Here is a 25,608-nt window from a genome sequence, read left to right on the forward strand (position 1 = left end):
GGCCGTTCGTCCGCCGCGCCACGACGCCAGGCCACCCGTGCGGGGCCAGAGAGAACCGGGAAGAACGTCACATGCATGGAAGCGCAGCCAACCCCCGGCCGATCGCCGCTCGCCATTCGGCCGCGCTGACCGGGACGGTCACGGTTCCCGGCGACAAGTCGATCTCGCATCGCGCCTTCCTGTTCGGCGGCATCGCCGCCGGAACGACCCGCGTCACCGGGCTTCTGGAAGGCGAGGACGTGATCGCCACCGGCAATGCCATGCGCGCCATGGGCGCGCAGATCCGCAAGGACGGCGAGACCTGGGTGGTCGAGGGCGTCGGCAATGGCTGCCTGCTGGAGCCCGAAGGCATCATCGATTTCGGCAATGCCGGCACCGGCGTGCGGCTGACCATGGGCCTCGTCGGCTCCTATGATTTCGGCGCCACCTTCGTCGGCGATGCGTCCCTGTCCAAGCGCCCGATGGGCCGGGTCCTCGATCCGCTGCGGCTGATGGGCACCCAGGTCGTGGCGCGTTCGGGCGACCGGCTGCCGCTATCGCTGCACGGACCGCGGGTCGCCGCGCCGATCGAATACCGGGTGCCGATGGCGTCGGCGCAGGTGAAATCTGCGGTGCTGCTCGCCGGCCTCAACGCCCCCGGCATCACCACCGTCATCGAGCCGGTGATGACCCGCGACCACACCGAGAAGATGCTGCAGGGCTTCGGCGCGGCACTCGAGGTCGAGACCGACGCCGAGGGCGTGCGCCATATCCGGCTTCAGGGCCAGGGCGACCTCAGGGGCGTCGCCGACTTCACCGTGCCGGGCGATCCCTCCTCGGCGGGCTTCCCGGTCGTCGCCGCGCTGATCGTGCCGGGCTCCGACGTGACGGTGGAGAACGTCCTGATGAACCCGACCCGCAGCGGCCTCGTCGAGACGCTGATCGAGATGGGCGGGTCGATCGAGATCCTGAACCGGCGCGTGGCCGGCGGCGAGGACGTCGCGGATCTGCGCGTGCGCCATTCGGAACTGACGGCAATCGAGGTGCCGGCCGAGCGCGCGCCCTCGATGATCGACGAATATCCGGTGCTGGCTATGGCCGCCGCCTTCGCCAGGGGCACCACGGTGATGCGCGGTCTCGACGAGCTGCGGGTCAAGGAGAGCGACCGTCTCGCCGCCGTTGCCGCCGGGCTCGCGGCCAACGGCATCGTCCACGAGGAGGGCGCCGACTGGCTGACCGTGACCGGCAACCCGGACGGTCGCGGCCTGGACGGCGCCTATGGCGGCGGCACGGTGGCCACCCATCTCGACCACCGCATTGCCATGAGCTTCCTGGTGCTGGGCATGGCCTGCGAGCGTGCCGTCACCGTCGACGACGGCCGGATGATCGCGACCAGCTTCCCGGCGTTCCAGGCAATGATGGCCGGCCTTGGTGCCGATCTGTCCGACGGAGCATGACTTGACGGCGTTCCTGGCGCTCCTGTTCTTCTCGCCGCTGGCCTTCATCTACGGGCGCTACCGCGCCCGAAAGCTGCGGACGATGCCGGGAACCCTGAAGGGCCGCCTCGCCGCGCTGCTGCCCATGCCGCTCTTCGTCGCCGGCTGCGTCGTCCTCGCCATTCTCCAGGCCAATGCGCCGCTCGGCGCGGGCGATGCGGTGCTGGCCACCGGGAACGGCGTCCTCGACTTCGTCATCGGCGCCGCCCGCAAGATCGGCGAACTGGCGCTGATCCTGTTCATGGTGGCAATTCCCTATCTCCTCGGCGCGGTGATCGCCGCCGTGCTCCTGGTTCTCGACGCCCGCGGTGTCGCCACCCTCGCCACCCCGACGCCCGAACCGGATGCGTCGGCTAATACGGATTGACCCCATGACGACGGCGCTCACCATCGCGATCGACGGCCCCGCGGCGGCTGGCAAGGGCACGCTGGCCAAGCGCGTCGCGGCCCATTACGGCCTGCCCTATCTCGACACCGGGCTGCTCTACCGAGCCGTCGGCAAGCTCGCCGACGATCGCGGCGTCGACCTCGACGATGCGGAAGCCACTGGGGCGATCGCCACCGAGCTCGACACCAGCCATCTCGACGACGGGTCGCTGCGCGGCCGCGAAGCGGGGGAACTGGCTTCGCGCGTCGCCGTGCACGGCGCAGTCCGCACCGCGCTTACCGAATTCCAGCGCAGCTTCGCCGCCCGCGCCGAGGGTGCGGTGCTCGATGGCCGCGACATCGGCACGGTGATCTGCCCGCAGGCGCGGGTGAAGATCTTCGTCACGGCTTCTGCCGAAGTGCGGGCGCGTCGGCGCACCGACGAACTCGCCGCCAAGGGCCGCGACGTGGATTACGAGCGGATTCTCGCCGAAGTGCGCGAGCGCGACGCCCGCGATGCCGGCCGCGCCATCGCGCCCCTGCGGCCGGCGCCGGATGCACACTTGCTGGACACCAGCGAATTGGGTATAGAAGCGGCGTTCCAGGCGGCCTGCGCGGTCATCGATCGCGCCATGGCCTGACGGAACGGAGTTTGCGGGGCGGGTTCAGAACTGGACCACGTCCTTTTCGGCTATCGGCCTGCGCGTATCTGCCGGCCCTGCCCAGAGCTTCGATATCACCTGTCCGGCCGCGGTCCCGCGCGCCGCACGAATGCCGACCCGCCCCGACGGCGGTCGTCCTTCGGGCCCCTCCCCGCCGTCAACGCCGGGATGGGCCGGACCGCGATCCCGGACGTTTGCAACGTCTGACCCGGGGCCTCGCCCCACGGCGCGCTGCTCTCTCGACCAGACCGAGAGAGTCCCCAAGGAGTAGGAATGTCCAACGTATCCCCGCGCGAAGATTTCGCCTCACTGCTCGAAGCCTCGTTCCATGAGCAGGACGTCGCCGAAGGCATGGTCGTCAAGGGCACTGTCGTCGCGATCGAGAAAGACATGGCCGTCATCGACGCCGGCCTGAAGGTCGAGGGCCGCGTCGCCCTCAAGGAATTCGGCGCCAAGGGCGCAGAGGGTGGTCTCCAGGTCGGCGACGTCGTCGAGATCTATGTCGAGCGCATCGAGAACGCCCTCGGCGAAGCCGTCCTGTCGCGCGACAAGGCGCGCCGCGAGGAGAGCTGGGTTCGCCTCGAGGAGAAGTTCAACAACAACGAGAAGGTCGAAGGCCAGATCTTCAACCAGGTCAAGGGCGGCTTCACGGTCGACCTCGACGGGGCCGTGGCCTTCCTGCCGCGCTCGCAGGTCGACATCCGTCCGATCCGCGACGTCGGCCCGTTGATGAACACGCCGCAGCCGTTCCAGATCCTGAAGATGGACAAGCGTCGCGGCAACATCGTCGTGTCGCGCCGGACCGTGCTCGAGGAGAGCCGTGCGGAGCAGCGCTCGGAGATCGTCCAGAACCTCGAAGAGGGTCAGGTCGTCGACGGTATCGTCAAGAACATCACCGACTACGGCGCCTTCGTCGACCTCGGTGGCATCGACGGTCTGCTGCACGTGACCGACATGGCATGGCGCCGCGTCAACCATCCGACCGAGATCCTGCAGATCGGTCAGACGGTGAAGGTCCAGATCATCCGCATCAACCAGGAGACGCATCGCATCTCGCTGGGCATGAAGCAGCTCGAGGCTGATCCGTGGGACGGCATCGGCGTCAAGTACCCGATGGGCGTCAAGGTCACCGGCCGCGTCACGAACATCACCGACTACGGTGCGTTCGTCGAGCTGGAGCCGGGCATCGAAGGCCTCATCCACGTCTCCGAGATGTCCTGGACGAAGAAGAACGTCCATCCGGGCAAGATCCTCTCCACCTCCCAGGAGGTCGAGGTCGTCGTTCTCGAGGTCGACCCGAACAAGCGCCGCATCTCGCTGGGTCTCAAGCAGACGCTCGCCAATCCGTGGGAGAGCTTCCGCGACCAGTTCCCGATCGGCACGATCGTCGAGGGCGAGGTCAAGAACAAGACCGAGTTCGGCCTGTTCATCGGTCTGGACGGCGACGTGGACGGCATGGTCCATCTGTCGGATCTCGACTGGAACCGTCCGGGCGAGCAGGTCATCGAGGAGTTCAACAAGGGCGACCTCGTCAAGGCCCAGGTGCTCGACGTCGACATCGACAAGGAGCGCATCTCGCTCGGCATGAAGCAGGTCGGCGGCGATCCGTTCGTCGAGGCGGCTGAAGCCGGTGACGTGCGCCGCGGCGCCGTGGTCACCTGCGAGGTCACGGAAGTGAAGGATGGCGGCCTGGAAGTGAAGATCGTCGATACCGATCTGACCTCCTTCATCCGTCGCTCCGACATTGCCCGCGATCGCGACGAGCAGCGCCCCGAGCGTTACTCGGTCGGCCAGAAGATCGACGCCCGCGTTACGCAGTTCGACAAGAAGGCGCGCCGCGTCGGCGTGTCGATCAAGGCGCTGCAGATCGCCGAAGAGAAGGAAGCCGTCGCACAGTTCGGTTCGTCCGACTCCGGCGCATCGCTGGGCGACATCCTCGGCGCGGCCCTGAAGGGTCGTGGCGACGAAGAATAGGCCCTAGGGCCTTCGCATTCCGCGCCGCTTCAGGTGGCGCGGAATGTTTCACGTGAATCATAAAGGCCCGCGGCGAGAGCTCTCCGCGGGCCTTTTCTCGTCAACTTCTCCAGACACAGAGCGCAGCGCCATGCAGCTTCCCGACGGCTTCACCGCCATCCCGCCCGGCAAGATCGCCGCCATCGCCACGGTGCTGGAGATGACCGCGCCGCCGGCCGGGCTCGAACAGCTGCCGGGCGAGGCGAACTGGCAGTTCCAGCGCGTCGCCGAGCCGGACCCGGCCTGGTACGAAGCGCTGTATCGCCGCATCGGCGGCAATCATCTGTGGTATTCGCGGCTGGCGCTGCCCGCCGAGGAGCTGGCCGCGACGATCCGGCATCCGGATGTGGCGATCCACACGCTGGACGTGGACGGGGTGCCGCAAGGGCTGGTGGAGCTGGATTTCCGCGAGGACGGCGCATGCGAACTGGTGTTCTTCGGCGTGACCGAGGCGTTGATCGGCACCCGCGCGGCGCGGTTCATGATGGGCCGCGCCATCGCGGCCGCCTTCGCCCGGCCGATCGACAAGCTGTGGCTACACACCAACACGATGGATCATCCCAAGGCGATGGCCTTCTACCGGCGCTCGGGCTTCACGCCCGTGCGCCAGATGGTCGAGGTCGCCGACGATCCGCGGCTCACCGGCCTGTTCGACCGACAGGCCGCGCCGCATTTCCCGATGATCGGTGAGCGCGCGGCGGGCTGATCCGGGATCGGCCTGCGGGCGTTGATCGCCGGTCTCTCAGACACTTGAAGGCAGAACGGGGGCGCCTCGCGGCAGCCCCGATTTGTCACGCGGTCTCGTCGAGGCTTTCCACGACGACATTGTCGTTGGTGTAGATGCAGATCTCGCCGGCGATCTTCATGGCGCGGCGGGCGATCTCCTCGGCGTCGTAATCCGTATCCGCGAGGGCACGCGCCGCGGCCAGGGCGTAATTGCCGCCGGAGCCGATGGCGATGACGCCATGCTCGGGCTCCAGCACGTCGCCATTGCCGGTGAGCGTCAGCGTCACCTGCCGGTCGGCGACGATCATCATCGCCTCCAGACGGCGCAGATAGCGGTCGGTGCGCCAGTCCTTAGCGAGCTCGACGCAGGCGCGCATGAGCTGGTCGGGATATTGCTCGAGCTTGGCCTCGAGCCGCTCCAGAAGGGTGAAGGCGTCGGCGGTCGCACCCGCGAAGCCGGCGATGACATCGCCCTTCTTGCCGATCCGGCGCACCTTGCGGGCATTGCCCTTCATCACCGTATTGCCGAGCGACACCTGCCCGTCACCGGCGATGACCACCTTGCCGCCCTTGCGCACGGTGACGATGGTGGTGCCGTAGATCGTGGCGGGGTCGTGGTTTTCCATGCTCATCGCACTGTCCTTTTCCATCCAGCAGGCCGCTGCGCCGTTCGAGGCCGCAGGAACCGCCGATCCGGGCCCCATGTGGGCCTTCGGGCCGGCCTTGCCAAGGAATCGGCCTGCGAGGTGACATCTGCCATGGGGCGGTGGTAAGAGCGCCGGGACATTCCCCGCGAAGGTGACAGCGATGGGCCAGACTGCCGGGCGGCGTGATGCCGTCGTCGAAAGACAGACCAACGAGACCGCGATCCGCGTGCGCGTCGACCTCGACGGCAGCGGCCGTTCGACCATCGACACCGGCGTCGGCTTCTTCGACCACATGCTCGAACAGCTCTCGCGCCATTCGCTGATCGACATGGACATCTCGGCCAAGGGCGATCACCACATCGACGACCACCACACCGTCGAGGACACCGGCATCGCGCTCGGCCAGGCGATCCGCCAGGCCCTTGGCGAGCGCCGCGGCATCCGTCGCTACGCCTCGCTCGACCTCGCCATGGACGAGTGCCTGACCCGCGCCGCGATCGACGTGTCGGGCCGGCCGTTCCTCGTCTTCAACGCCGAGTTCTCGCGCCACAAGATCGGCAGCTTCGACACGGAACTGGTGCAGGAGTTCTTCCAGGCGCTGGCGCAGAATGCCGGCGTGACGCTGCATCTGACCAATCTCTACGGCAGCAACGCTCACCATGTCGCCGAGACCTGCTTCAAGGCGGTGGCGCGGGTGCTGGGCGACGCCGTGGCGATCGATCCGCGCCAGGCCGACCTCGTGCCCTCCACCAAGGGCACGCTGGCGTGACCGGGCGGCCGGCAGGACGGCCATGGGCCTGAAGCGCTTCATCGCCTTCGAGCCCGGCGAGACCGCCGTCGGGGCGCGCTCCGACGGCGTGGTCTTCGTGCGCGACGGCTTTTCCTTCTGGGCGTTCCTGTTCACCGTTCTGTGGCTGTGGCGCTACCGGCTCTGGCTGGAAGGTCTCGCAACGCTGCTCGTGCTCGTCGCCATCACCCTGGGGGGTGAGGCCAGCGGTCATTCCTTCGCGGCGTCGCTTCTCCAGCTGCTCGTCGGCCTGCTCGTCGCTCTGGAAGGCCCGAGCCTGCGGGCCTGGCGCTATCGCCGCAAGGGATGGCGCGAGAGCGCCGCCTTCCTGGCCAGCGACCGGGCCGAGGCCGAGCTGACCTATTTTTCCACGGACGGGCGCGCCGCCGATGCCGCGAGCGCCGCCGCACCGCCGCCGGGACCGATGTCGCGCCGACGCGGAACCTCGACCCGCAGCGCCGGGTTCTTCGGTGCCATGGAGCAACGATAGACACATGCAGACCGTCGCCATCGTCGATTACGGCTCGGGCAATCTGCGCTCGGCCACCAAGGCCTTCGAGCGCGCCGCCCGCGAGAGCAATGCCAATGCCGAGATCGTCCTCACCGACGATCCGCAGGTCGTGCTGGCCGCCGACCGCATCGTCCTGCCGGGCGTCGGCGCCTATGCCGATTGCCGCGCCGGGCTCGACGCCGTCCCCGGCATGACCGAGGCGCTGCGCGAAGCTGTCGAGACCAGGGCCCGTCCCTTCCTCGGCATCTGCGTCGGCATGCAGCTGATGTCGTCCTGTGGACGCGAGAAGGCGGTCACGGAGGGCCTTGGCTGGATCCCCGGCGACGTCGTTCGGATCGAGCCGTCGGACCCGATGCTGAAGGTGCCGCAGATCGGCTGGAACACCATTCACGTGAATCACGACCACGCGCTTCTGGCCGGCATCCCCACCGAGGAAGGCGGGCTGCACGCCTATTTCGTGCACTCCTACCATCTGGTGGCGCGTAACCCGGACGACGTCGTCGCCACCGCCGATTACGGCGGGCCGGTCACGGCGATCGTCGCCAATGGCAACAAGGCCGGCACCCAGTTCCATCCGGAAAAGAGCCAGACGCTGGGGCTCGGCCTGATCGCCAACTTCCTGTCGTGGAACCCCTGATCCGGCCGCACGCGGCCGCCTGAAAGCCCTGGACGCCATGCCCATTCTCTTCCCCGCCATCGACCTCAAGGACGGCGCCTGCGTGCGCCTGAAGCTCGGCCTGATGGACCAGGCAACGGTCTACAATGCCGACCCGGCCGCCCAGGCGCGCGAGTTCCGCGACGCCGGCTTCGACCATCTGCATGTGGTCGACCTCAACGGCGCCTTTGCCGGCCGGGCGGTCAACGACGCCGCCGTGGATGCCATTCTCGCGGCGGTCGGCTCGCAGATGAAGGTGCAGCTCGGTGGCGGCATCCGCTCCATGGAGGACATCGAGCGCTGGCTGGACAAGGGTCTGGCACGGGTCATCCTCGGCACGGTCGCCGTGCGCGATCCCGACCTCGTTCGCGCGGCGGCGCGGCGGTTCCCCGGCCAGATCGCCGTCGGCATCGATGCCAAGGGTGGTAAGGTCGCCGTCGAGGGTTGGGCCGAGACCTCCGAGCTGACCGTGGTGGACCTTGCCCGCCAGTTCGAGGACGCCGGCGTGGCGGCGGTCATCTACACCGATGTCGATCGCGACGGCATTCTGACCGGCATCAACTGGGACGCCACCATCGATCTGGCCGAACAGGTCTCGATCCCGGTGATCGCCTCGGGGGGCCTCGCCTCGCTGGCCGATGTCGTGCGGCTGACCATGCCCGACGCGAAACGCCTCGAAGGCGCGATCTCCGGCCGGGCGCTCTATGACGGCCGCATCGACCCGAAGGAAGCGCTGGACGTTTTGTCCGGCAGGGGCTGACACAGATGGCGGGGTGAATCTTGCCCTCACCCTCGAAGGGCTTGGAATCACGCTGGCTCTTGCCCACCTCTATCGCGGCATCGCATAAGGCGGAAAATTCGCCGTTTCCGCCCATCCGGACATTGCCCGTGCCCTCCCGACCGATCCCCTGCCCCGCCGACGAGAAGGCCGCCCGTCCATGAGCCTCAAGGCCCGCATCATTCCCTGCCTCGACGTCAAGGACGGCCGGGTGGTCAAGGGCGTCAATTTCGAGGGTCTGGTCGACGCCGGCGATCCGGTGGAAGCCGCGCGCGCCTATGACAGCGCCGGTGCGGACGAGCTCTGCTTCCTCGACATCACCGCCTCGTCGGACGACCGCGACACGATCTTCGACGTCGTCGCGCGCACCGCCGAGCAGTGCTTCATGCCGGTGACCGTCGGCGGCGGCGTGCGCACGGTCGCCGACGTTCGCAAGCTGCTTCTGGCCGGTGCCGACAAGGTGTCGATCAACACAGCGGCGGTGAAGCGGCCGGAATTCGTCGCGGAAGCCGCCGACAAGTTCGGCGACCAGTGCATCGTCGTCGCCATCGACGCGCGCCGCGTGGCCGAGGACGGTGCCGCGCCGCGCTGGGAGATATTCACCCATGGCGGCCGCACCGCGACCGGCATCGATGCCGTCGACTTCGCCCGCCAGGTCGTGGGGCTGGGCGCCGGCGAGATCCTGCTGACCTCCATGGACAGGGACGGCACCAAGTCTGGCTTCGACATCGAGCTGACCCGGGCGGTCGCCGATGCCGTCCATGTGCCGGTGATCGCGTCGGGCGGCGTCGGCACGCTGGATCACCTCGTTGCCGGCGTGCGCGACGGCCACGCGACGGCGGTTCTGGCCGCCTCGATTTTTCACTTCGGCACTTATACGATCGCGGAAGCCAAGGGCCATATGGCCGCCGCCGGCATCCCGATGCGGCTCGACCCGCCGGACTGACCGAAGCCTCGGCGGATCCGCGCAGCGAGCGCCGGCCTACGAAAGGGCATCATGACCGATTTCACGCTTGCCGACCTGGAGACCATCGTCGCCGCCCGCGCGACCTCCGACGACGCCGGCTCCTACACCGCGTCGCTCGCGGCCAAGGGCATTGCCCATGTCGCCAAGAAGCTCGGCGAGGAAGCGACGGAGACGGTGATCGCTGCCGTCTCCCAGGACGATGCGCGGGTGACCAGCGAGGCCGCCGACCTTCTCTACCACCTTCTCGTGACGCTTCATCTGCGCCACGTGCCGGTGTCGGCGGTGATGGCCGAGCTCGGCAGGCGCACGGCCCAGACCGGCCTGCAGGAAAAGGCGGGGCGGCCCGACAGTTCGGCCGGATGATGGACCAGCTCGCCCCGTCGCGTTTCTCGCCCTACCGCATCTTTCCGGCGGCCGAATGGGCGAAGTTTCGCGCCGACGCGCCGCTGACGCTGACCGCCGACGAGGTTCGCCGGCTCCGTTCGATCGGCGACCCCGTCGATCTCGACGAGGTGGCGCGGATCTATCTCGCCGTCTCGCGCCTGCTCTACGCCCATGTCGAGGCTTCGCAGCTGCTGTTCGGGCAGCGCCAGAGCTTTCTTGCCGAGGATTCGGGGCAGAAGACGCCCTTCATCATCGGCATCGCCGGCTCGGTCGCGGTCGGCAAGTCGACCACGGCGCGTGTTCTGAAGGAACTGCTCGCCCGCTGGCCGTCCTCGCCCAAGGTGGATCTGATCACCACCGACGGGTTTCTCTATCCGAACGCGGTGCTGCAGGCCGAGGGGCTGATGCAGCGCAAGGGGTTTCCCGAGAGCTACGACATCGGCGCGATCCTGCGCTTCCTGTCAGAGATCAAGGCCGGCGTGCCGCGGGTCGAGGCCCCGGTCTATTCGCATTTCTACTATGACGTGGTGCCTGGCCAGAAGGTCACGATCGACCGGCCGGACATCCTGATCTTCGAGGGCCTGAACGTCCTGCAGGTGCGCGACATGCCGGCCGACGGCACGGCGGTGCCCTTCGTGTCGGACTTCTTCGACCATTCGATCTACATCGATGCCGACGAGGCCGACATCAAGCGCTGGTATATCGAGCGCTTCATGCGGCTGCGCGAAACGGCGTTCCGCGAGACCGGCTCGTTCTTCCACCGCTACTCGCAGATCTCGCCCGAGGAAGCGCTGACCATCGCCCAGGGCCTGTGGTCGAACATCAACGAGATCAATCTCCACGCCAACATCCTGCCGACGCGGCCGCGCGCCGACCTGATCCTGCGCAAGGGTCCGGATCACCTCATCGAGCAGGTCGCGCTGCGCAAGCTCTGAGCCGGGTACGGTGGCACAGACGGTTCAGGCCGCAGTCACACGGCGCAGGGTCAGATTGATCCGGCCGCCCTTCTTCAGGAGCGTCGAGGTCGCGGGGTAGATCCGATCGACGCCGTGATAGGCCAGACGTCCCTCGCCGCCGAGAACGACCACGTCGCCCGAATGCAGCCGGATCGAGGTCGTGCGGCCGCCGCGGGTGGTCTCCCCGACGCGGAACAGGCAGTCGTCGCCGAGCGAGACAGAGACGACCGGCGCCGACAGATCCGTCTCGTCCTTGTCCTGGTGCAGGCCCATCTTCGCGGTGTCCTCGTAGAAATTGACGAGGCAGGCCTGCGGCGGATGATCGTAGGCGGCGAGCTCCTGCCAGATTTCCAGGAGCTTCGGGGGGATCGCCGGCCAGGGCGTGCGGGTGACCGGGTGCACCGGCTGGTAGCGATAACCGGACCGGTCCGTCACCCAACCCAGCTCGCCGCAATTGGTCATGCGCACCGAGAGGGGTTTTCCGGTCCGCGGCATTTCCGGCCGGTACAACGGCGCGGCGGCCACCACCTCGCGCACCGCATCGACCAGTGCGACCTGTTCGTCACGGGAGAGATGGCCCGGAATGTGCCGGACGCCTTTGGGCAGGACGTTCATGGGCGGTCATCTAGAGCAGCGTCGAGGATTCCCAGCTCCCGCTCGAACGGACCCTGGACGAGCGCGGCTTGACGCGCTGCCGGCCGTTTCAGGACAGATAGCCGAGCTGGGCGGCGAGGGCGACGGCGTGGGTGCGGTTGGACGCGTCGAGCTTGCGCTGGGCGGCCGTCAGATACTGCGAGATGGTGTATTCCGACAGGCTGAGGATGATGCCGATCTCGGACGACGTCTTGCCGAGCATGGCGAGCTTCAGGCAGTCGCGCTCGCGCACCGACAGGGGATTGTTGCGCCGGTTCTCCTCGAAGCGAGCCGCCGCCAGCATGCCGAACAGGGCAAAGGCGAAGAGATGCAGCTCGCGGATCGCCTCCGCCGGGAGGGCGCAGCTGCGCCCGGCGAAGGACAGGGCGCCGTTGAAGGCGGTGAGCCCGTGCACCGGGAAGAAGGCGCCAGCGAGGTATTCCGCCTCCATGAGCATGCGGGCCGCCGGCGACGGATCGGGCTCGTCGGCGCCGTAGAGCGTGTCGATGTCCCAGACGAAGGGCATGGGATCGGTCTTTAGGGCGCCCACGACCAGCTTGGAACGGTGCAGCCCGAGCTGTTCATAGGCCTGGCCGAAGCTCTCAGACCAGTTGGACAGGAGGAGCCGCGTCGCCGTCCCGCCATCGTCCGTCGAGGGGACCGACAGGACCGCGGCGTGGGAGAAGCCGAAATCCGTCGCCACGTCGCCGAGAAGCTGGGTCAGCGCGATCTCGTCCCAGGGCGGGGCGAGCCGGTTGAGACGGTCGAGCGCGCCGCTCATGGCGCCCGGCACGGCCGCGCCGACATCCGCCTGGCCGCTTGCGCCGGGCAGTCTGTCGCTCAGGGCCGGGGCGCCCGCGGGGGCGCTCGTCGAACCGTTCGAAGATGGCATGATGGCACAGCCTCTCGCGATCTCTGAGGTCCGCCTCGCGCGCCTCCGCCGCGAATCGGACAAGGCTCATACTGGCCCCTCCGGGCCGAGGATTGAAGTCTTGACATGACGATCGGATGGTTTGCGTTTCCGGCTGCCGCGGGCGACCCGTCGCCAAGGGTGGCAGGATGGCGCCGCCACCCCCATCTAGCGGCGAGTTGCCATGGTGGCCGGCCCGGCCGACCCCCATCGATGCCAGCGTGTGTCGGCGCGGCCCGCCGGCCTGGAAAGAGATATCCATGACAGATTTTTCCCCCCGCGAGATCGTCTCCGAGCTCGACCGCCACATCATCGGCCAGAAGGATGCCAAGCGCGCCGTCGCCGTCGCGCTGCGCAATCGCTGGCGGCGCCAGCAGCTCGAGGGGAGCCTGCGCGAAGAGGTGATGCCCAAGAACATCCTGATGATCGGACCCACCGGCGTCGGCAAGACCGAGATATCGCGCCGCCTGGCGCGGCTCGCCGGCGCGCCCTTCATCAAGGTCGAGGCCACCAAGTTCACCGAGGTCGGCTATGTCGGCCGCGACGTCGAGCAGATCATCCGCGACCTCGTCGAGATCGGCATCGGACTGGTGCGCGAGAAGAAACGCGAAGAGGTGAAGGCCAAGGCGCATCAGGGCGCCGAGGACCGGGTGCTGAACGCCCTGGTCGGCAAAACGGCGTCGCCGGCGACGCGCGATTCCTTCCGCAAGAAACTGCGCGCCGGTGAGCTCGACGACAAGGAGATCGACGTCGAGGTCTCCGACACGTCCAACCCGATGGGCGGCATGGACATTCCCGGCATGCCGGGTGCCAATATCGGCGTCCTCAATCTGTCGGAGATGTTCGGCAAGATGGGCCAGCGCACCAAGCAGCGCCGGACGTCGGTGCGCGAGAGCTACGATCTGCTGATCGGCGAGGAATCCGACAAGCTGCTGGATCAGGAGCAGCTGGTGCGCGAGGCGATCTCGTCGGTCGAGAACAACGGCATCGTCTTCCTCGACGAGATCGACAAGGTCGCCAACAAAGACGGCCAGAGCGGCGCCGGCGTCTCTCGCGAGGGCGTGCAGCGCGACCTGCTGCCGCTGGTCGAGGGCACCACGGTGGCGACCAAGCACGGCTCGGTGAAGACCGACCACATTCTGTTCATCGCCTCGGGCGCCTTCCATGTGTCGAAGCCGTCGGACCTACTGCCGGAGTTGCAGGGCCGGCTGCCGATCCGCGTCGAGCTGCGGGCGCTGACCAAGGAAGATTTCCGCCGCATCCTGACGGAAACCGAAGCCTCGCTGATCAAGCAGTATATCGCGCTGATGAAGACCGAGAATGTTGATCTGGTGATCACCGACGATGCCATCGACGCGCTGGCGGACACGGCCGTGGCGCTGAACGGCTCGATCGAGAATATCGGCGCACGGCGGCTGCAGACGGTCATGGAGCGCGTCCTCGACGACATCTCCTTCGAGGCGCCGGACAAGTCCGGCGAGAGCTGCACGGTCGATGCCGCCTATGTGCACAAGGCGCTGGACGGCATTGCCGGCGACACCGACCTGTCGCGCTTTATCCTCTAGCCGAGGCGATCAGGCGGCGGCACGGTCGGCCAAGCGGGGACAGAACGCCCGGCTGCGCATCGTGCCGTTGCGGCTGATCATCAGAACCGTGTCCGCGCTGACCATCGTCCAGCGCTCGGCATCGTCGCAGGGCTCCGAGGCGATGACGACGCCCGCGCCTTCCCTGCGCCAGTAGAGCGAGGGCGGCGGGCCGTCGCTGGCCCAGCGATAGGCCCACAGCGTTTCGCCATCGGTGTGGATCGCGGCGAAGCGGACCGGTGCGATTTCGCCGGTGCGCGCGGCCGTCGCCTCGATCTCGGCCAGCGTCGCGGCGATGGCGCCGACCGGATCGGTTGCGAGACCCCGCCCGAGGGCAGACAAGAAGATCGCCTCGGAATCGCTGGTGCCCCGACGCCGCGGATAGAGCGCGTCCGGAATGAGGGCGTCGATCTGACGGCGCAGACGGGCGTAGCCGCCGATCTGGCCATTGTGCAGGAACAGGTGCCGGCCATCCGAAAAGGGATGGCAATTGGCCGTCGAGACCTCGCCATAGGTCGCCGAGCGCACATGGGCGACGAAGAGCGGCGCGCGGATCTGCCGGCACAGGGAAACGAGATTGGCATCCGACCAGGCCGGCAGGATGGCGCGATAGACGCCGGGCTCCGGCCGCTCGCCATACCAGCCGATGCCGCAACCATCGCCGTTGACGACGGTCTTGGCTTCGCGGGCGGCCAGCGACTGCGAGATCAGCGAGGCACGCGGCTCGATCAGCAGGCGATCGAGAAAGACCGGCGGACCGGCATAGGCGAGAAGGCGGCACATCGGACGGCGACACCACTGAAACGGGCGCCGCAGCAGCGCCTTCGCCCGCAGTCTCCGGCCGGTATGGTAAACAAAGGCTTAAAGCCGATGCCCACCCTGTTTCACGTGAGTCTTCCCCGGGTGCCTGCGTTCAGCGGCGGCGGCGACGGGCCCGCAGGGCGTCTTCGGCCCGGGTGGCGGCCTCTTCCAGCTCGGCGCGCAGGCGCTTCAGATCCGCTTCGGGCAGGATGGCGATGGTTTCGGCCAGCCGGTTGGCCAGTGCCGTCGCATCGGGGCCGAGGCCGGCCGTTTCGACCGTGACCTTGGGATGCGAGAGTTCGGCCAGACGCTCCAGCTCCTCGGCGTCGTCCCAGATGACGTTGAGATAGCCGATGATCCGCTGCAGCAGATCCCAGGTCGGTCGGCCACGGCGGCCGTGCTCCAGCGCCGAGAGATAGGCGCTGGAAACCCCGAGCGCCGCCGCCATCTGGCTCTGGGTGACACCGCGCTCCTTGCGGAATGCCCGGACCTTTTCGCCGAAGGGGGTCATCCGAACCGCCTGACGCGCACATAGAGCGCACCATCGCCGCCATGATGGCGCTCGGCGCTGTCGAAGCCGGAGACGAGCGGGCGGAATTCCGGACTGCCGAACCACATGGGCACGACCCGGCGCAGGACGCCGCGCGAGCCGAAATGCCCGCCCGATCCGCCCCGTCCGGTGATCACCAGCACATGGCGCAGGCCCATGGCCTGGGACTGGCGCAGGAAGCTCACCAGCGCGTCATGGGCGACGCCCTGGGTCATCTCGTGCAGATCGATCCGCGCCTCGATGGGCAGCCGCCCCTTGGAGATCTTGCGGCGGGTCGGACGCTCGAACGGGTGCTGCGTCAGTCGCGGCTGTGGCGGCGGCTGCCGGATCGGCGCCGGCAGGGCGGGAGCTGCCGTCTTCGAACCCTTGCGACCGACCGGTGGCGGCGCAGCCGGGAGTTCCGGTGCGTCCTCGGGCGGCATCTGCGGATGCGACTTGCCCTTCAGCGGCACCGCCGAGCGGGCGACGCTGGCCCACAGGCGCGCATCCTCGACGCTGAGCGTGCGACGACGGCGCTTCATCGGACGAGGCGAGCCGCCAGCGCCGGCGGCACGAGAATGGTGAAGTCGGCGGCATGGCGAATTCGCCCGGCGATCCGACCGGCCGCATCGCCCGAGCCGACGAAGATGTCGGCCCGGGCCGGGCCGAGAATGGCCGAGCCGGTGTCCTGCGCCACCATCAGGCGGCGGAACGGTACGCCGTCGATGGCAAGATCCGGCGCCGCGATAAAGTAGGGCACGCCGAAGGTCGCCAGTTCGCGGTCGACGGCGATGGAGGCCAGCGGCGTCAGCGGCACCTTGGCGGCGCCGACGGGACCCAGCACGGGATCCTCCACCGGCGTCTCGCGGAAGAAGATGAAGGAGCGGTTGCGGTCGAACAGGCTGCGCACGCGATCCGGATGCGCCGCCAGCCACGCCCTGATGCCGTCCATGTCGGCTTCGGCGAGGGTCAGCTCGCCCTCGTCCACCAGGATACGGCCGATGGCGGTGAAGCGGTGCCCAGTCTTGGCGGCATAACCGACGCGGACCTGCCGGCCATCCTCATAGGCAAGGCGCGCCGAGCCCTGGATATGGATGAAGAACGCGTCGACCGGGTCGGCCAGCCAGGCGATCTCGAGGCCCATGCCGTCCAGCGCGCCCGCCTCGATGGCGGCGCGGTCGGCATATTCCTCCAGAAGGCCGCAAGGCTTGCGGCGGGCGAAGCGGAAATAGGGATCGAGACCGGGCGGCCGCGAAACGTCGTCGATCTTCACGAGATCCGGCGGCGGGGCATACAGGGGAAAGCGGTAGCGTTCGGTGCGCACCGGCGAGCCGGCGACGACGGGCTCGTAATAGCCGGTGACGAAGCCGGATTGAGCCGCTTCCGCTTCGTCGGGACGGATATGCAGCGGCTCGAAGTGGCGTTCGAAGAAGGCGCGGGCCTCGGCCTGGCCCAACGCGCCGGTCACTTGCAGCGCGGCGCGGGCGGCCTCGGCAAACGCATCGGCGTCGATCCCGAGCGACCCGGTGGGAAAGCTGCCCTGTTCGAGCCGGGCCGCACTGGCGCGAAAGGCCGACAGCGCCGATGCATGATCAGCGCCGTCCCAGCCCTCCAGATCCGACCATTGCCGGCGAACGAATGCCGTCATCGTCGCCGCTCCGGCTCACGCGTCTTCGGACTCGGTCCCGGCCAGCTTCCAGTTCGGATCGCGCGAGCGCGTGTCGCGGGCGAAGGTCCACACGTCCTTGACCTCGACGACCGTTTCCAGATCGCCGTCGACCACGGTCTCGTCGGGCTTCACGACGGCCGAAATGACCTGCGCGACGATGCGCAGGGTGACCATCGCCTCGCGGTCCTTCTGCTCGGCCCCGACAATCGTGGCGTCGTCGATGCCGACGAAGGAGAACTGCATGCGCTCGTCGCGCTGCTCGCGCTCGCTGATCGCCTGCTCGAAGCCCTGGTAGACATCCGGGGACAGGAGGTTCTTGAGAAGCTTGCGGTCGCCATCGGCAAAGGCGGTCACGATCATTTCATAGGCGACCTTGGCACCGTCCAGGAATTCCTTCGGGTCGAAGGACGGATCGGCGTCGCGGATCCGGCGCAACTCGGCATTCACCGGTGTGCCCGGCTTGGCGACCTTGTCGATCGCCTCATAGGGGGTGGCCGCCGGTGCCGCCTCGCCTTCGATCTCGGTGCCGCCGCGGCGGTTCGGCAGGGTCACGACATTGTCGTTGCGCGCCGCGTCGTCGCGCGGCGCATCCCGGCGCGAATAGGGGTCGAAGGGCGGGCGCTCGTTGCCCGTACGCTTGCCCAGAACGCTTCGCAGCTGAAACAGGACGATCGCCGCAACAATGATAAAGAAGATCGTCCCAAAACTCATTGCGCGTCGTCACCCCTAGTGGCCGGTCAAGTCATCCGCCGTCATATAGAGACGAGGGGCGACGCATTCAAATTTGTTTCCGCAGTTCCTATGTCCTGATGCGGCGGCCAAACCGCACATGTCCGGCCGCGGGCCCGCAAAGGCGGGCCTCGGCCATCGAACGGCCGCGCAAGGAGAAGACGGACCATGCCCTTCGCCCTGATACCCTTTCTGCTGCTCGCCATCCCGATCCTGGAGATCGCGGTGTTCATCCTGGTGGGCAATGCCATCGGCCTGTGGCCGACGCTGGGTCTCGTCATCCTGACCGCCGTGATCGGCTCGATCCTGTTGAAACAGCAGGGCATTTCGACGCTGGCCCGTATCCAGACCGAGATCGGCGCCGGCCGCGTGCCGGGCCGCGATCTCGTCAGCGGCGTGATGATCGCCATGGCCGGCGTCCTCCTGCTGACCCCGGGCCTCGTCACCGACGCGCTCGGCTTCCTGCTGTTCGTGCCGGGCGTTCGCTCGCGCATCTTCGACTTCCTGAAATCCCGCGTCGTCGTCGTCGGCCAGAACAGCTTCGGGTCAGGCATGGGCGGGCAGCCGCGCCGCGAACCGCCCTATGCGGCCGGTCCCGACGTCGTCGATCTGTCAGGCGAGGAATTTCGCCGCGGGCCCGATCCGGCATCGCCCTGGCACGAGCCGGAGGATGGCGATGGCGGGACCAACGGTCGCCGCCTGCATTGAGCGGGTGACGCGGATGCCGGGCCGCTTGCGCCCGGCCGCGGATCGTCTTGTTCTGATGCCCCCCGCGTGATAGCGCTCGCCCCCGTGTTTTTCCTGCCGGACGGACCGTCGGCCCCTCCGGCTCTTCACCCGGCACGAGCGCGCGAACAGGCGCCGGCCCTGCCGGGTCATCAGCGATACGGGAGCAGACCATGTCCGAGACCAACGATCTGAATGCGACGAATGGCGGCAACGGCGCCGGCGGCGACGAGAACGCCAACCCGCCCCGCATCAACATCCTGACGCAGTATATTCGCGACCTCTCCTTCGAGAGCCCGAACGCACCGGGTGTCCTGCGCGGCCAGACCAAGGCGCCGAACATCAATATCGGCGTCAATGTCGGTGCCAACCCGATCCAGGGTTCGGACGGCGACTACGACGTGCGCCTGACGCTGAACGCCAAGGCCGGCGAAGGCGAAGACATGATGTTCGCCGTCGAGCTGGAATATGGCGGCGTCTTCAAGCTGCAGAACTTCCCGCAGGAGCATCTCCTGCCGGTGCTGTTCATCGAGTGCCCGCGCCTGCTGTTCCCCTTCGCGCGCCAGGTGATGGCCGACATCACCCGCAATGGCGGCTTCCCGCCGCTGATGATCGACCCGATCGACTTCGCCCAGCTGTTCCAGCAGCGCATGGCCGAAGAGCGCGCTCGCCAGCAGGTTCAGCCCAGCTAAGCTGCGGTCTCAGAACACAAGAGGACGCCGGCAGCCCATCGGGTTTGCCGGCGTTTTTCATGGTGCGCCTGTCTGGTGAATGCGGCCGGGCTCAGCCCGGGGACGCCTCGGCCTCCGGCCGCTCCAGATAGTTCCACCAGATCGCCTCGTCGCCAAGGGTGGAGACGAAGGCACGGTGCCGCACGATCTCGTCCTGCGACAGGCGCGACGGCAGCGGCACGGGCCGCGGCGCGATCCGCCAGACATTGCCGTCGGCATCCTCGTGGGCATCTTCCTCGACAGCCAGGCCCAGTGCCGCCTGCCGGCCGCCGATCAGCTCGATATAGACTTCCGCCAGAAGCTCGGAATCGAGCAGGGCGCCATGCTTGTCTCGGCGCGAGGTGTCGACCGAAAAGCGCGAGCAGAGTGCGTCGAGCGTTGCCGGCGCCATGGGGAACTTGCGCCGCGCCATGGGCAGGGTGTCGATCACGACGCTCGGATCGATCGGCGGCTGGTCGATGCGCTTCAGTTCGGCATTGAGGAAGCGGACGTCGAAGGCGGCGTTATGGGCGATCAGCTTGGCACCGGAAAAGAACTCCAGGAACTCGTCCGCGATCTCGGAGAACAGCGGCTTGTCGGCCAGGAAGTCGTCGGAAATACCATGCACGTCGAAGGCGGCCGGGTCGACCTTGCGGCCCGCCGGACGGATGAAGGCGTGGTAGTTCTTGCCGGTCGGAATGTGGTTCCACAATTCCACCCCGCCGATCTCGATGACCCGCTCGACATCCGGATCAAGGCCGGTGGTTTCGGTATCGAAGACGATTTCGCGCATGAGGGCTCCCGCTGACGGCCCCTTTTCCGTGACCGGAAGACGCGAGACAAGAGCTTGCCGGCATCCGCTCGAAGTATCCCCGAGCTTCGATGCATGTTCACTTTATGTTCTTACAGAGTATCGCGTGAGTGCTGGCGTTCTCTGCATGATGTTCGCCAGTTCCCGTTACGGGCTCGTCGCATGACCCAGGGCAAGCACATCGGCCCGGCGTCAGTGGAAGAATTCTGTTGGGGGCATGGCGACGGCGCCGTCTGATCGCAGGCTTCGCGATGCGATGGCGCAGGATGCTATCGGACTCGTGAACCGCGAGCCTTGCCGGGCCAGGCGCGCGCGCAACCGTCGGGCTGTGCATTTCCTTGCGTCCGAAGCCGGCCCGTCCTGATCGCGGCCGCCTGACGGAGCGGCGACCGCGAACGGCGTCAGCCGGCGGCGTGGCGCATGATGATGGCGGTCACGGCGAGGCGCGCGGCCTCCATGCCATTTCCGGTGTCGATGACATAGTCGGCGCGTTCGCGCTTGTCGGCATCGGGCATCTGGCGGGCCATCAGCGACGCGAACTTCGCCTCGCTCATCTCCGGTCGAGCGAGCACGCGCTCACGCTGGATCTCCGGGCTGGCGGTCACAACCAGCGTCTTGTCGCATCGCTTGTCGGCGCCGGTTTCGAACAGCAGCGGAATGTCGAGAACCGCCAGCGCTGCTCCGGACCGGCGGGCGCTATTCAGGAAGGTGCGCTCCTCTTCGCCGACCAGCGGATGGACGATCGCCTCCAGGCGGCGCATCGCGCCCGGATCGTCGACGACCCTTGCCGACAGCGCCTTGCGATCGACCACACCGTCGACGACGGTGCCGGGAAAGGCAGCCTCGATCAGCGGCGCGGCGCGTCCGGCATAGAGGCGATGGACGGCGGCGTCGGCATCGTGGACGGGCACGCCCCGTTCCGCGAACATCGCCGCGGTGGTGGACTTGCCCATGCCGATGGAGCCGGTGAGGCCGAGCACGATCATCGGCTGCACCACAGGCCCGCGAAATCGCGCGTCAGGCAATGTGTATGAATCGCAGAATTTCTGCTCATACGCCGTTTTCGATGTCGGTGACGATCTTGGCCCGCAGGGTCTCGGACACCTCGGGCCGCTGGCCGAACCAGCGTTCGAAACCAGGCACCGCCTGATGCAGCAGCATGCCGAGACCGTCGCAATGGCGCAACCCCCGCTCCGCCGCGGCGGCGAGAATCGGAGTCATCAGAGGCACATAGACGATATCGGTCACAAAAGCACCGACGCGGAGGGCCGAGAGATCCGGCAGCCGCGGCTCGAACCAGTCGGGCGTCTCGTCGTCGGGATCGGGCGCTGGGATCGGCACCGTATTGACCAGAAGGTCGGCGGCTGCGAGCTGCGCCTTGCGTTCGGATTCGGCGTGGGCGGAGACGCGCGGGCCGAAGCGGGCGGCCAGTTCCTCGGCCCGCTCGATGGTGCGGTTGACCACCCGTACCTGTTTCACGCCGCGTTTGAGAAGCGCGAAGATCACCGCGCGGGAGGCACCGCCGGCGCCCAGCACGGTGGCGATTTCGGCGTCGGCCCAGCCCGGCAGCCTCTCGTCGAGATTGGCCGCGAAGCCATAGGCATCGGTGTTGCCGCCGACCATGCGGCCGGACTTTTCGAACCAGATCGTGTTGACCGCGCCGATCGCCTCGGCCGCGGCGTCGCGGCGGGACACGGCTTCCAGCGCCGCCAGCTTGTGGGGAATGGTCACGTTGCCGCCGACATAGCCTTGGCGGCGCAGCGTCTTGAGGAACTCGCCGATCTCCTCGGGGGGCACCCCGACCCGCTCGTAGGAGCCGGCGAGGCCGAATTCCTTCAGCCAGCTGCGATGGATGGCCGGGGAGCGGGAATGCCAGACCGGCCAGCCGGTGACGAAGGCGCGCGGGCCGTCGGTCCTGGCGGGTGTCACGTTGGGATCGAAGATCGAGCCTTCACCGCGCGGGCGCTCGGCGCCGCTGACATAGGGTTTCGGCGTCCAGTCCGCATCAGCCATCGATTTCGCCGCGCTCCCGCAATTCCTTCAGCAAGGGCAGCAGCGGCAGGCCGATGATGGTGAAATAATCACCCTCGATCCGCTCCATCAACTGGATGCCTTCCTTCTCGATCTGGTAGGCGCCGACACTGGTGGTCGCCTTGCGGCCGGCCTGGGCGAGATAGCGGCCGACGAAACCGGGATCGAGCGCGCGCAGGGTGATTGTCGCCGTGGCGACGTGCCGCCAGGTGACCTTGCCGCCCTCCACCAGCACCACGGCGCTGTTCAGCTGGTGGGTGCGGCCGGACAGTTTCAGAAGCGTGCGCCGCGCCTCTTCCATATTGGCCGGCTTGTGCAGGACCTCGTCGCCCAGCGACAGCGTCTGGTCCGCCCCGATGACGATCTCGTTCGGATGGCGCTCGGACACGTCCGTCGCCTTGGCCTCGGCGAGGATCGCCGCGACATCCTCCGGCCCGACACCGGATTCCAGCAGCGGCGCCTCGATGGCGCGCTCGTCGAGATCGCTGGATTCGGCGGTGAAATCGATGCCGGCGTTCTTCAGAAGCTCGCGGCGGTGGACGCTGCTCGAGGCGAGCACGATGCCCTTGGACATGTGAATCCCATTGTACCGGTTTCGTCACGTACGGCCCGACTGATAGCCGCTGACCGGCAGAATTGCCATGGAGGGCGCCGGACTCGATTCTCCCCGCCGGCACAAGGGCGAAGCCGATTCCCTCCCGGGATTCTTCGCAGCCTGTGGGTTGTGCGGGAGTAGTCGATGGGCCGGAGGCTCGATCCGTCAGGCCGGTGACAAACCCCCGTCTTGTCCACAATCGACGACGGGATCTGCTTGGGCATGGCGATTGCGGAAGTCTGGGGACAAAAGCGATTCGTCCCGCGTCATCCCAAACTCATCCCCAGGCAGGCCGTCCATGGCATCAGGACGCAAGCTGCTGATAGACCGGTCGGATCCGGCGATCGTCCCCGGGATTGTCCCCTGACGACACGATGCGGCATTCCGGCCTGTGGACGATCCTGCTAAGGGCTCCATCTAGGCGGGACCCTGTGAATTCCTGCAATCCACCGAGTCATAGAATCAAAAGACTCATCTGAAAGAAATCTTTCTTTTTTAATGGGAGCCCTGACCTGATGAAGACGCGCAAGCTTGTCCGTGTCCTGGAAGGCGAACGCATCTTCCCCCCTCCTGTGTGGTTGATGCGGCAGGCCGGTCGCTATCTCCCGGAATATCGGGCCACCCGTCAGACGGCCGGGGGCTTCCTCGAGCTCTGCTACAATCCCGACTTTGCGACGGAAGTGACTCTTCAGCCGATCCGACGCTTCGGATTCGACGCGGCGATCCTGTTCTCCGACATTCTCGTCATCCCCGATGCGCTCGATCGCGGCCTGCATTTCGTGCAGGGCGAAGGACCGAAGCTGACGCCGATCCGCCCCGACGAGATCGCCCGCCTCGATCCGAGCCGCGCCGATACCCATCTGGCGCCGGTGATCGCGACGGTGGCGCGGCTGCGCAAGGAACTGCCCGAAGAGACGTCGCTGATCGGCTTCTGCGGCGCGCCCTGGACAGTGGCGACCTACATGATCGCCGGCCACGGCACCCCCGACCAGGCGCCGGCACGGCTGTTCGGCTATCGCCATCCCGACGAGATGGAGCAGCTTCTGTATCTCCTCGCCGAGATGGGCGCGGACTATCTGATCCGGCAGCTCCAGGCTGGTGCCGACTGCGTCCAGATCTTCGATTCCTGGGCCGGCGTGCTGGATGAGGCGACCTTCGAGGCCTATGCGGTGAAGCCCGTTGCGCGGATGGTCGAGAAGGTCCGCGCCGCGGTGCCGGACGCCAAGATCATCGGCTTTGCCAAGGGCGCGGGTTCGCTGCTGAACGGCTATCGCCAGAAGACCGGCGTCAATGCCGTCGGTCTCGACTGGACGGTGCCGATGGACCAGGCGCGCGCGCTGCAGACCGAAGGCGCGATCCAGGGCAATCTCGATCCGCTGCGGCTGATTGCCGGGGGCAAGGCGCTGGACGAGGGTGTCGACCGGATTCTGGAAGGGCTTGGCGACGGGCCGCTGATCTTCAATCTCGGCCACGGCATCACCCCGGATGCGCCGATCGCCCATGTCGAGGCGCTGTTGAAGCGCATCCGCGGCTAGGTTCCTCGCCGGGCAGCATGCGCCACGCGCCGGACTTGGAAGCCCGCCGGCTTCGGGTTATGTCGCGGGGCGCTCTGCCGCCGGTCTCTCGTCCCGGGCGTCATTCAGTGAAGGCGCGCTGCATCAGCCTCGAAGGATCGTTGCATGAAGAAGGCCATTATCGCCCTCGCCGTCATGGCCGCCGTGATCACCGCCGTGTTCTGGCTGGTGCCGGTGGAAGCCCTGTTGTGGATGAAGACGCTGCACATCCTGGCGGTGATCGCCTGGATGGCGGGCATGCTCTATCTGCCGCGGCTATTCGTCTATCACGCGGACGCGGCGACCGGCACGCCCCAGTCCGAGACCTTCAAGATCATGGAGCGGCGGCTGCTCAAGGCGATCATCAACCCGGCGATGATCGTCACCTGGGTCGCCGGCCTCTGGCTGGCGGTGAAGGGCGGCTGGTTTTCCGGCGGCAATGGCTGGCTGCACGCCAAGATCGCCCTGGTCGTGCTGATGTCCGGCGTTCACGGCTATTTCTCGGCTTCGGTGCGGCGCTTCGCCAATGACGCGAACACCAAGCCGGCGCGCCATTGGCGGATCATGAACGAGGTGCCGACCGTCCTGTTGATCGTGATCGTCATCCTCGTCGTGGTGAAACCGTTCTGATCCCTGGCTTATGCTGTCACGCAGGACGCATTCTTCTCAACACCCGTGCGAAACGGGTCGTCGCAACCGTATCGCGTGCCGCGACGCCGACCGTGCCCCGAGGGATCGATGACTGATACGCAGATGGACCGGGCAACGAGCCTCGTGGTGATGGGTCCCGCCGGCGTCGGCAAGACGACGACCGCGGCGGGCCTCGCCGAAATGCTGGCCTGGCCCTATGCGGAGGCGGACGAGTTTCATCCTGCCGCCAATATCGCCAAGATGGAATCCGGCACGCCGCTCGACGATGCCGACCGGGCACCCTGGCTGGCCTCCATCCGCGACTGGATCAGCGCCGAGGCCCATGCGGGGCGGTCCACCGTCGTCACCTGTTCGGCCCTGAAGCGTAGCTATCGCGATCTTCTGCGCGAAGCCGATGCGCGCGTGCGCTTCGTCTGCCTGACCGCCACCCCTGATCTCGTCGGCCGGCGCATGGCGACCCGGCAGGGGCATTTCATGCCGGTATCGCTGTTGAAATCGCAGTTCGACACGCTTGAGCCGCTACAGGTCGACGAGGACGGCATCGTCGTGTCGGTGGATCTGCCGGCGGACGAGGTCGTGGCAACGGCGTTGCGGGCGCTGCGGCTGAAGCTGGCTCCGGAGGCAGGCTGATCCACTGGCTCTGCCGCTGATCCACTGCGGCGTCCGACACGGACCGCCTGCGGCAGGCCCTTCGCCCGAACGCGCTTGCCAGGCCACGACAGTCGCCGAACGCCTTGCGCTGCCGGGATT

The 25,608-nt window shown here is 67.4% G+C and carries 30 protein-coding genes; 18 read left to right on the forward strand and 12 right to left on the reverse strand.

Annotated elements, in window-relative coordinates; genetic code table 11:
• Positions 1 to 71 precede the first annotated feature (71 nt).
• From aroA to SI859A1_RS19365, 5 genes are all read left to right on the forward strand, one after another.
• The gene (aroA, locus tag SI859A1_RS19345) at positions 72 to 1,436 is read left to right on the forward strand and encodes a 3-phosphoshikimate 1-carboxyvinyltransferase (RefSeq protein ID WP_040326053.1); all 1,365 of its coding nucleotides are present in this window, start codon (positions 72 to 74) and stop codon (positions 1,434 to 1,436) included.
• 1 nt (position 1,437) lies between these two features.
• On the forward strand, positions 1,438 to 1,842 hold the full coding sequence (locus SI859A1_RS19350; protein WP_040326054.1) for a hypothetical protein: 405 nt from the start codon (positions 1,438 to 1,440) through the stop codon (positions 1,840 to 1,842).
• Positions 1,843 to 1,846: 4 nt separating this feature from the next.
• Positions 1,847 to 2,482 carry a (d)CMP kinase gene (cmk, locus tag SI859A1_RS19355; protein ID WP_040326055.1) on the forward strand — a complete coding sequence of 212 codons (636 nt, stop codon included), beginning with the start codon at positions 1,847 to 1,849 and terminating at the stop codon, positions 2,480 to 2,482.
• Positions 2,483 to 2,776: 294 nt separating this feature from the next.
• A complete protein-coding gene (gene rpsA, locus SI859A1_RS19360) occupies positions 2,777 to 4,477 on the forward strand; it encodes a 30S ribosomal protein S1 (RefSeq protein ID WP_009211356.1) in 1,701 nt (566 codons plus the stop codon).
• 130 nt (positions 4,478 to 4,607) lie between these two features.
• Positions 4,608 to 5,222, forward strand: coding sequence for a GNAT family N-acetyltransferase (locus tag SI859A1_RS19365; RefSeq protein WP_009211357.1), 615 nt, complete (start codon positions 4,608 to 4,610; stop codon positions 5,220 to 5,222).
• An 85-nt stretch (positions 5,223 to 5,307) separates the two neighbouring features.
• On the opposite strand, the gene hslV is transcribed toward SI859A1_RS19365, so the two are convergent.
• Complete coding sequence (hslV, locus tag SI859A1_RS19370) at positions 5,308 to 5,868, reverse strand: ATP-dependent protease subunit HslV (protein ID WP_024352245.1); 561 nt, start codon at positions 5,866 to 5,868, stop codon at positions 5,308 to 5,310.
• Positions 5,869 to 6,049: 181 nt separating this feature from the next.
• On the opposite strand from hslV, the gene hisB reads away from it, so the two are divergent.
• The 7 genes from hisB to coaA all read left to right on the forward strand — a co-directional run bounded on the left by hisB (position 6,050) and on the right by coaA (position 10,906).
• Positions 6,050 to 6,658 (forward strand): imidazoleglycerol-phosphate dehydratase HisB, encoded by a 609-nt coding sequence (gene hisB, locus SI859A1_RS19375; protein WP_040326056.1) that lies wholly within the window; start codon positions 6,050 to 6,052, stop codon positions 6,656 to 6,658.
• A 22-nt stretch (positions 6,659 to 6,680) separates the two neighbouring features.
• Positions 6,681 to 7,166, forward strand: coding sequence for a DUF2628 domain-containing protein (locus SI859A1_RS19380; RefSeq protein ID WP_050767631.1), 486 nt, complete (start codon positions 6,681 to 6,683; stop codon positions 7,164 to 7,166).
• Between the two features lie 4 nt (positions 7,167 to 7,170).
• Positions 7,171 to 7,824, forward strand: coding sequence for an imidazole glycerol phosphate synthase subunit HisH (hisH, locus tag SI859A1_RS19385; protein WP_009211360.1), 654 nt, complete (start codon positions 7,171 to 7,173; stop codon positions 7,822 to 7,824).
• 37 nt (positions 7,825 to 7,861) lie between these two features.
• Positions 7,862 to 8,602, forward strand: a complete 741-nt coding sequence (gene hisA / locus SI859A1_RS19390; RefSeq protein ID WP_009211361.1) for a 1-(5-phosphoribosyl)-5-[(5-phosphoribosylamino)methylideneamino]imidazole-4-carboxamide isomerase — start codon at positions 7,862 to 7,864, stop codon at positions 8,600 to 8,602.
• A 178-nt stretch (positions 8,603 to 8,780) separates the two neighbouring features.
• The gene (gene hisF / locus SI859A1_RS19395) at positions 8,781 to 9,566 is read left to right on the forward strand and encodes an imidazole glycerol phosphate synthase subunit HisF (protein ID WP_009211362.1); all 786 of its coding nucleotides are present in this window, start codon (positions 8,781 to 8,783) and stop codon (positions 9,564 to 9,566) included.
• Between the two features lie 51 nt (positions 9,567 to 9,617).
• Positions 9,618 to 9,950 carry a phosphoribosyl-ATP diphosphatase gene (locus SI859A1_RS19400; RefSeq protein WP_040326057.1) on the forward strand — a complete coding sequence of 111 codons (333 nt, stop codon included), beginning with the start codon at positions 9,618 to 9,620 and terminating at the stop codon, positions 9,948 to 9,950.
• A complete protein-coding gene (gene coaA, locus SI859A1_RS19405) occupies positions 9,950 to 10,906 on the forward strand; it encodes a type I pantothenate kinase (protein ID WP_040326058.1) in 957 nt (318 codons plus the stop codon). Before SI859A1_RS19400 ends, coaA begins: the two co-directional genes overlap by 1 nt.
• Positions 10,907 to 10,930: 24 nt before the next feature.
• Here coaA and SI859A1_RS19410 read toward each other — a convergent pair whose 3' ends face one another.
• Both SI859A1_RS19410 and SI859A1_RS19415 read right to left on the reverse strand, forming a co-directional pair.
• A complete protein-coding gene (locus SI859A1_RS19410) occupies positions 10,931 to 11,542 on the reverse strand; it encodes an alpha-ketoglutarate-dependent dioxygenase AlkB family protein (RefSeq protein WP_009211364.1) in 612 nt (203 codons plus the stop codon).
• Positions 11,543 to 11,630: 88 nt separating this feature from the next.
• Positions 11,631 to 12,452, reverse strand: coding sequence for a helix-turn-helix transcriptional regulator (locus tag SI859A1_RS19415; protein WP_244401090.1), 822 nt, complete (start codon positions 12,450 to 12,452; stop codon positions 11,631 to 11,633).
• Positions 12,453 to 12,730: 278 nt separating this feature from the next.
• Here SI859A1_RS19415 and hslU point away from each other — a divergent pair, with 278 nt between their 5' ends.
• A complete protein-coding gene (gene hslU, locus SI859A1_RS19420) occupies positions 12,731 to 14,035 on the forward strand; it encodes an ATP-dependent protease ATPase subunit HslU (protein WP_009211366.1) in 1,305 nt (434 codons plus the stop codon).
• 9 nt (positions 14,036 to 14,044) lie between these two features.
• Here hslU and SI859A1_RS19425 read toward each other — a convergent pair whose 3' ends face one another.
• The 5 genes from SI859A1_RS19425 to SI859A1_RS19445 all read right to left on the reverse strand — a co-directional run bounded on the left by SI859A1_RS19425 (position 14,045) and on the right by SI859A1_RS19445 (position 17,763).
• A complete protein-coding gene (locus SI859A1_RS19425) occupies positions 14,045 to 14,836 on the reverse strand; it encodes a class II glutamine amidotransferase (RefSeq protein ID WP_009211367.1) in 792 nt (263 codons plus the stop codon).
• A 130-nt stretch (positions 14,837 to 14,966) separates the two neighbouring features.
• On the reverse strand, positions 14,967 to 15,365 hold the full coding sequence (locus SI859A1_RS19430) for a type II toxin-antitoxin system RelB family anti-toxin (RefSeq protein ID WP_009211368.1): 399 nt from the start codon (positions 15,363 to 15,365) through the stop codon (positions 14,967 to 14,969).
• Positions 15,362 to 15,925, reverse strand: a complete 564-nt coding sequence (locus SI859A1_RS19435) for a Smr/MutS family protein (protein WP_009211369.1) — start codon at positions 15,923 to 15,925, stop codon at positions 15,362 to 15,364. The genes SI859A1_RS19430 and SI859A1_RS19435 overlap by 4 nt, the downstream gene beginning before the upstream one ends.
• Complete coding sequence (gene mltA / locus SI859A1_RS19440; protein ID WP_009211370.1) at positions 15,922 to 17,031, reverse strand: murein transglycosylase A; 1,110 nt, start codon at positions 17,029 to 17,031, stop codon at positions 15,922 to 15,924. Before mltA ends, SI859A1_RS19435 begins: the two co-directional genes overlap by 4 nt.
• Positions 17,032 to 17,046: 15 nt before the next feature.
• Positions 17,047 to 17,763: a Tim44/TimA family putative adaptor protein gene (locus SI859A1_RS19445; RefSeq protein WP_009211371.1), complete on the reverse strand. Its 717-nt coding sequence runs from the start codon at positions 17,761 to 17,763 to the stop codon at positions 17,047 to 17,049.
• A gap of 186 nt (positions 17,764 to 17,949) precedes the next feature.
• Here SI859A1_RS19445 and SI859A1_RS19450 point away from each other — a divergent pair, with 186 nt between their 5' ends.
• Both SI859A1_RS19450 and secB read left to right on the forward strand, forming a co-directional pair.
• On the forward strand, positions 17,950 to 18,489 hold the full coding sequence (locus tag SI859A1_RS19450) for an FxsA family protein (RefSeq protein WP_009211372.1): 540 nt from the start codon (positions 17,950 to 17,952) through the stop codon (positions 18,487 to 18,489).
• A gap of 191 nt (positions 18,490 to 18,680) precedes the next feature.
• Entirely contained in the window at positions 18,681 to 19,199 is a 519-nt protein-coding gene (secB, locus tag SI859A1_RS19455) for a protein-export chaperone SecB (RefSeq protein WP_009211373.1), read from the forward strand.
• A gap of 91 nt (positions 19,200 to 19,290) precedes the next feature.
• Here the strand turns inward: secB and dnaQ are convergent, their stop codons facing one another.
• The 4 genes from dnaQ to SI859A1_RS19475 form a co-directional block, all read right to left on the reverse strand.
• The gene (dnaQ, locus tag SI859A1_RS19460; protein WP_009211374.1) at positions 19,291 to 20,010 is read right to left on the reverse strand and encodes a DNA polymerase III subunit epsilon; all 720 of its coding nucleotides are present in this window, start codon (positions 20,008 to 20,010) and stop codon (positions 19,291 to 19,293) included.
• A 419-nt stretch (positions 20,011 to 20,429) separates the two neighbouring features.
• Positions 20,430 to 21,014 (reverse strand): dephospho-CoA kinase, encoded by a 585-nt coding sequence (gene coaE, locus SI859A1_RS19465; RefSeq protein ID WP_009211375.1) that lies wholly within the window; start codon positions 21,012 to 21,014, stop codon positions 20,430 to 20,432.
• Positions 21,015 to 21,078: 64 nt separating this feature from the next.
• On the reverse strand, positions 21,079 to 21,957 hold the full coding sequence (locus tag SI859A1_RS19470; protein ID WP_009211376.1) for a shikimate dehydrogenase: 879 nt from the start codon (positions 21,955 to 21,957) through the stop codon (positions 21,079 to 21,081).
• Between the two features lie 76 nt (positions 21,958 to 22,033).
• On the reverse strand, positions 22,034 to 22,633 hold the full coding sequence (locus SI859A1_RS19475) for a Maf-like protein (RefSeq protein WP_009211377.1): 600 nt from the start codon (positions 22,631 to 22,633) through the stop codon (positions 22,034 to 22,036).
• Between the two features lie 536 nt (positions 22,634 to 23,169).
• Here SI859A1_RS19475 and hemE point away from each other — a divergent pair.
• The 3 genes from hemE (at position 23,170) to SI859A1_RS19490 (ending at position 25,488) form a co-directional block, all read left to right on the forward strand.
• On the forward strand, positions 23,170 to 24,189 hold the full coding sequence (gene hemE, locus SI859A1_RS19480; protein WP_009211378.1) for a uroporphyrinogen decarboxylase: 1,020 nt from the start codon (positions 23,170 to 23,172) through the stop codon (positions 24,187 to 24,189).
• A gap of 144 nt (positions 24,190 to 24,333) precedes the next feature.
• Positions 24,334 to 24,837 carry a protoporphyrinogen oxidase HemJ gene (gene hemJ, locus SI859A1_RS19485; protein WP_009211379.1) on the forward strand — a complete coding sequence of 168 codons (504 nt, stop codon included), beginning with the start codon at positions 24,334 to 24,336 and terminating at the stop codon, positions 24,835 to 24,837.
• A gap of 108 nt (positions 24,838 to 24,945) precedes the next feature.
• The gene (locus SI859A1_RS19490; RefSeq protein WP_009211380.1) at positions 24,946 to 25,488 is read left to right on the forward strand and encodes a gluconokinase; all 543 of its coding nucleotides are present in this window, start codon (positions 24,946 to 24,948) and stop codon (positions 25,486 to 25,488) included.
• The last annotated feature ends 120 nt before the right edge of the window (positions 25,489 to 25,608 follow it).

The sequence above is a fragment of the Aurantimonas manganoxydans SI85-9A1 genome (assembly GCF_000153465.1).
In the GTDB taxonomy this organism is placed as follows: domain Bacteria; phylum Pseudomonadota; class Alphaproteobacteria; order Rhizobiales; family Rhizobiaceae; genus Aurantimonas; species Aurantimonas manganoxydans.

What these genes read in the sequence shown, in the direction of transcription:
- aroA (WP_040326053.1), top strand. Translation starts at nt 72, where the DNA reads ATGCATGGAAGCGCAGCCAACCCCCGGCCGATCGCCGCTCGCCATTCG.
- cmk (WP_040326055.1), top strand. Translation starts at nt 1,847, where the DNA reads ATGACGACGGCGCTCACCATCGCGATCGACGGCCCCGCGGCGGCTGGC.
- rpsA (WP_009211356.1), top strand. Translation starts at nt 2,777, where the DNA reads ATGTCCAACGTATCCCCGCGCGAAGATTTCGCCTCACTGCTCGAAGCC.
- SI859A1_RS19365 (WP_009211357.1), top strand. Translation starts at nt 4,608, where the DNA reads ATGCAGCTTCCCGACGGCTTCACCGCCATCCCGCCCGGCAAGATCGCC.
- hslV (WP_024352245.1), bottom strand. Translation starts at nt 5,868, where the DNA reads ATGGAAAACCACGACCCCGCCACGATCTACGGCACCACCATCGTCACC.
- hisB (WP_040326056.1), top strand. Translation starts at nt 6,050, where the DNA reads ATGGGCCAGACTGCCGGGCGGCGTGATGCCGTCGTCGAAAGACAGACC.
- SI859A1_RS19380 (WP_050767631.1), top strand. Translation starts at nt 6,681, where the DNA reads ATGGGCCTGAAGCGCTTCATCGCCTTCGAGCCCGGCGAGACCGCCGTC.
- hisH (WP_009211360.1), top strand. Translation starts at nt 7,171, where the DNA reads ATGCAGACCGTCGCCATCGTCGATTACGGCTCGGGCAATCTGCGCTCG.
- hisA (WP_009211361.1), top strand. Translation starts at nt 7,862, where the DNA reads ATGCCCATTCTCTTCCCCGCCATCGACCTCAAGGACGGCGCCTGCGTG.
- hisF (WP_009211362.1), top strand. Translation starts at nt 8,781, where the DNA reads ATGAGCCTCAAGGCCCGCATCATTCCCTGCCTCGACGTCAAGGACGGC.
- SI859A1_RS19400 (WP_040326057.1), top strand. Translation starts at nt 9,618, where the DNA reads ATGACCGATTTCACGCTTGCCGACCTGGAGACCATCGTCGCCGCCCGC.
- coaA (WP_040326058.1), top strand. Translation starts at nt 9,950, where the DNA reads ATGGACCAGCTCGCCCCGTCGCGTTTCTCGCCCTACCGCATCTTTCCG.
- SI859A1_RS19410 (WP_009211364.1), bottom strand. Translation starts at nt 11,542, where the DNA reads ATGAACGTCCTGCCCAAAGGCGTCCGGCACATTCCGGGCCATCTCTCC.
- SI859A1_RS19415 (WP_244401090.1), bottom strand. Translation starts at nt 12,452, where the DNA reads ATGCCATCTTCGAACGGTTCGACGAGCGCCCCCGCGGGCGCCCCGGCC.
- hslU (WP_009211366.1), top strand. Translation starts at nt 12,731, where the DNA reads ATGACAGATTTTTCCCCCCGCGAGATCGTCTCCGAGCTCGACCGCCAC.
- SI859A1_RS19425 (WP_009211367.1), bottom strand. Translation starts at nt 14,836, where the DNA reads ATGTGCCGCCTTCTCGCCTATGCCGGTCCGCCGGTCTTTCTCGATCGC.
- SI859A1_RS19430 (WP_009211368.1), bottom strand. Translation starts at nt 15,365, where the DNA reads ATGACCCCCTTCGGCGAAAAGGTCCGGGCATTCCGCAAGGAGCGCGGT.
- SI859A1_RS19435 (WP_009211369.1), bottom strand. Translation starts at nt 15,925, where the DNA reads ATGAAGCGCCGTCGTCGCACGCTCAGCGTCGAGGATGCGCGCCTGTGG.
- mltA (WP_009211370.1), bottom strand. Translation starts at nt 17,031, where the DNA reads ATGACGGCATTCGTTCGCCGGCAATGGTCGGATCTGGAGGGCTGGGAC.
- SI859A1_RS19445 (WP_009211371.1), bottom strand. Translation starts at nt 17,763, where the DNA reads ATGAGTTTTGGGACGATCTTCTTTATCATTGTTGCGGCGATCGTCCTG.
- SI859A1_RS19450 (WP_009211372.1), top strand. Translation starts at nt 17,950, where the DNA reads ATGCCCTTCGCCCTGATACCCTTTCTGCTGCTCGCCATCCCGATCCTG.
- secB (WP_009211373.1), top strand. Translation starts at nt 18,681, where the DNA reads ATGTCCGAGACCAACGATCTGAATGCGACGAATGGCGGCAACGGCGCC.
- dnaQ (WP_009211374.1), bottom strand. Translation starts at nt 20,010, where the DNA reads ATGCGCGAAATCGTCTTCGATACCGAAACCACCGGCCTTGATCCGGAT.
- coaE (WP_009211375.1), bottom strand. Translation starts at nt 21,014, where the DNA reads ATGATCGTGCTCGGCCTCACCGGCTCCATCGGCATGGGCAAGTCCACC.
- SI859A1_RS19475 (WP_009211377.1), bottom strand. Translation starts at nt 22,633, where the DNA reads ATGTCCAAGGGCATCGTGCTCGCCTCGAGCAGCGTCCACCGCCGCGAG.
- hemE (WP_009211378.1), top strand. Translation starts at nt 23,170, where the DNA reads ATGAAGACGCGCAAGCTTGTCCGTGTCCTGGAAGGCGAACGCATCTTC.
- hemJ (WP_009211379.1), top strand. Translation starts at nt 24,334, where the DNA reads ATGAAGAAGGCCATTATCGCCCTCGCCGTCATGGCCGCCGTGATCACC.
- SI859A1_RS19490 (WP_009211380.1), top strand. Translation starts at nt 24,946, where the DNA reads ATGACTGATACGCAGATGGACCGGGCAACGAGCCTCGTGGTGATGGGT.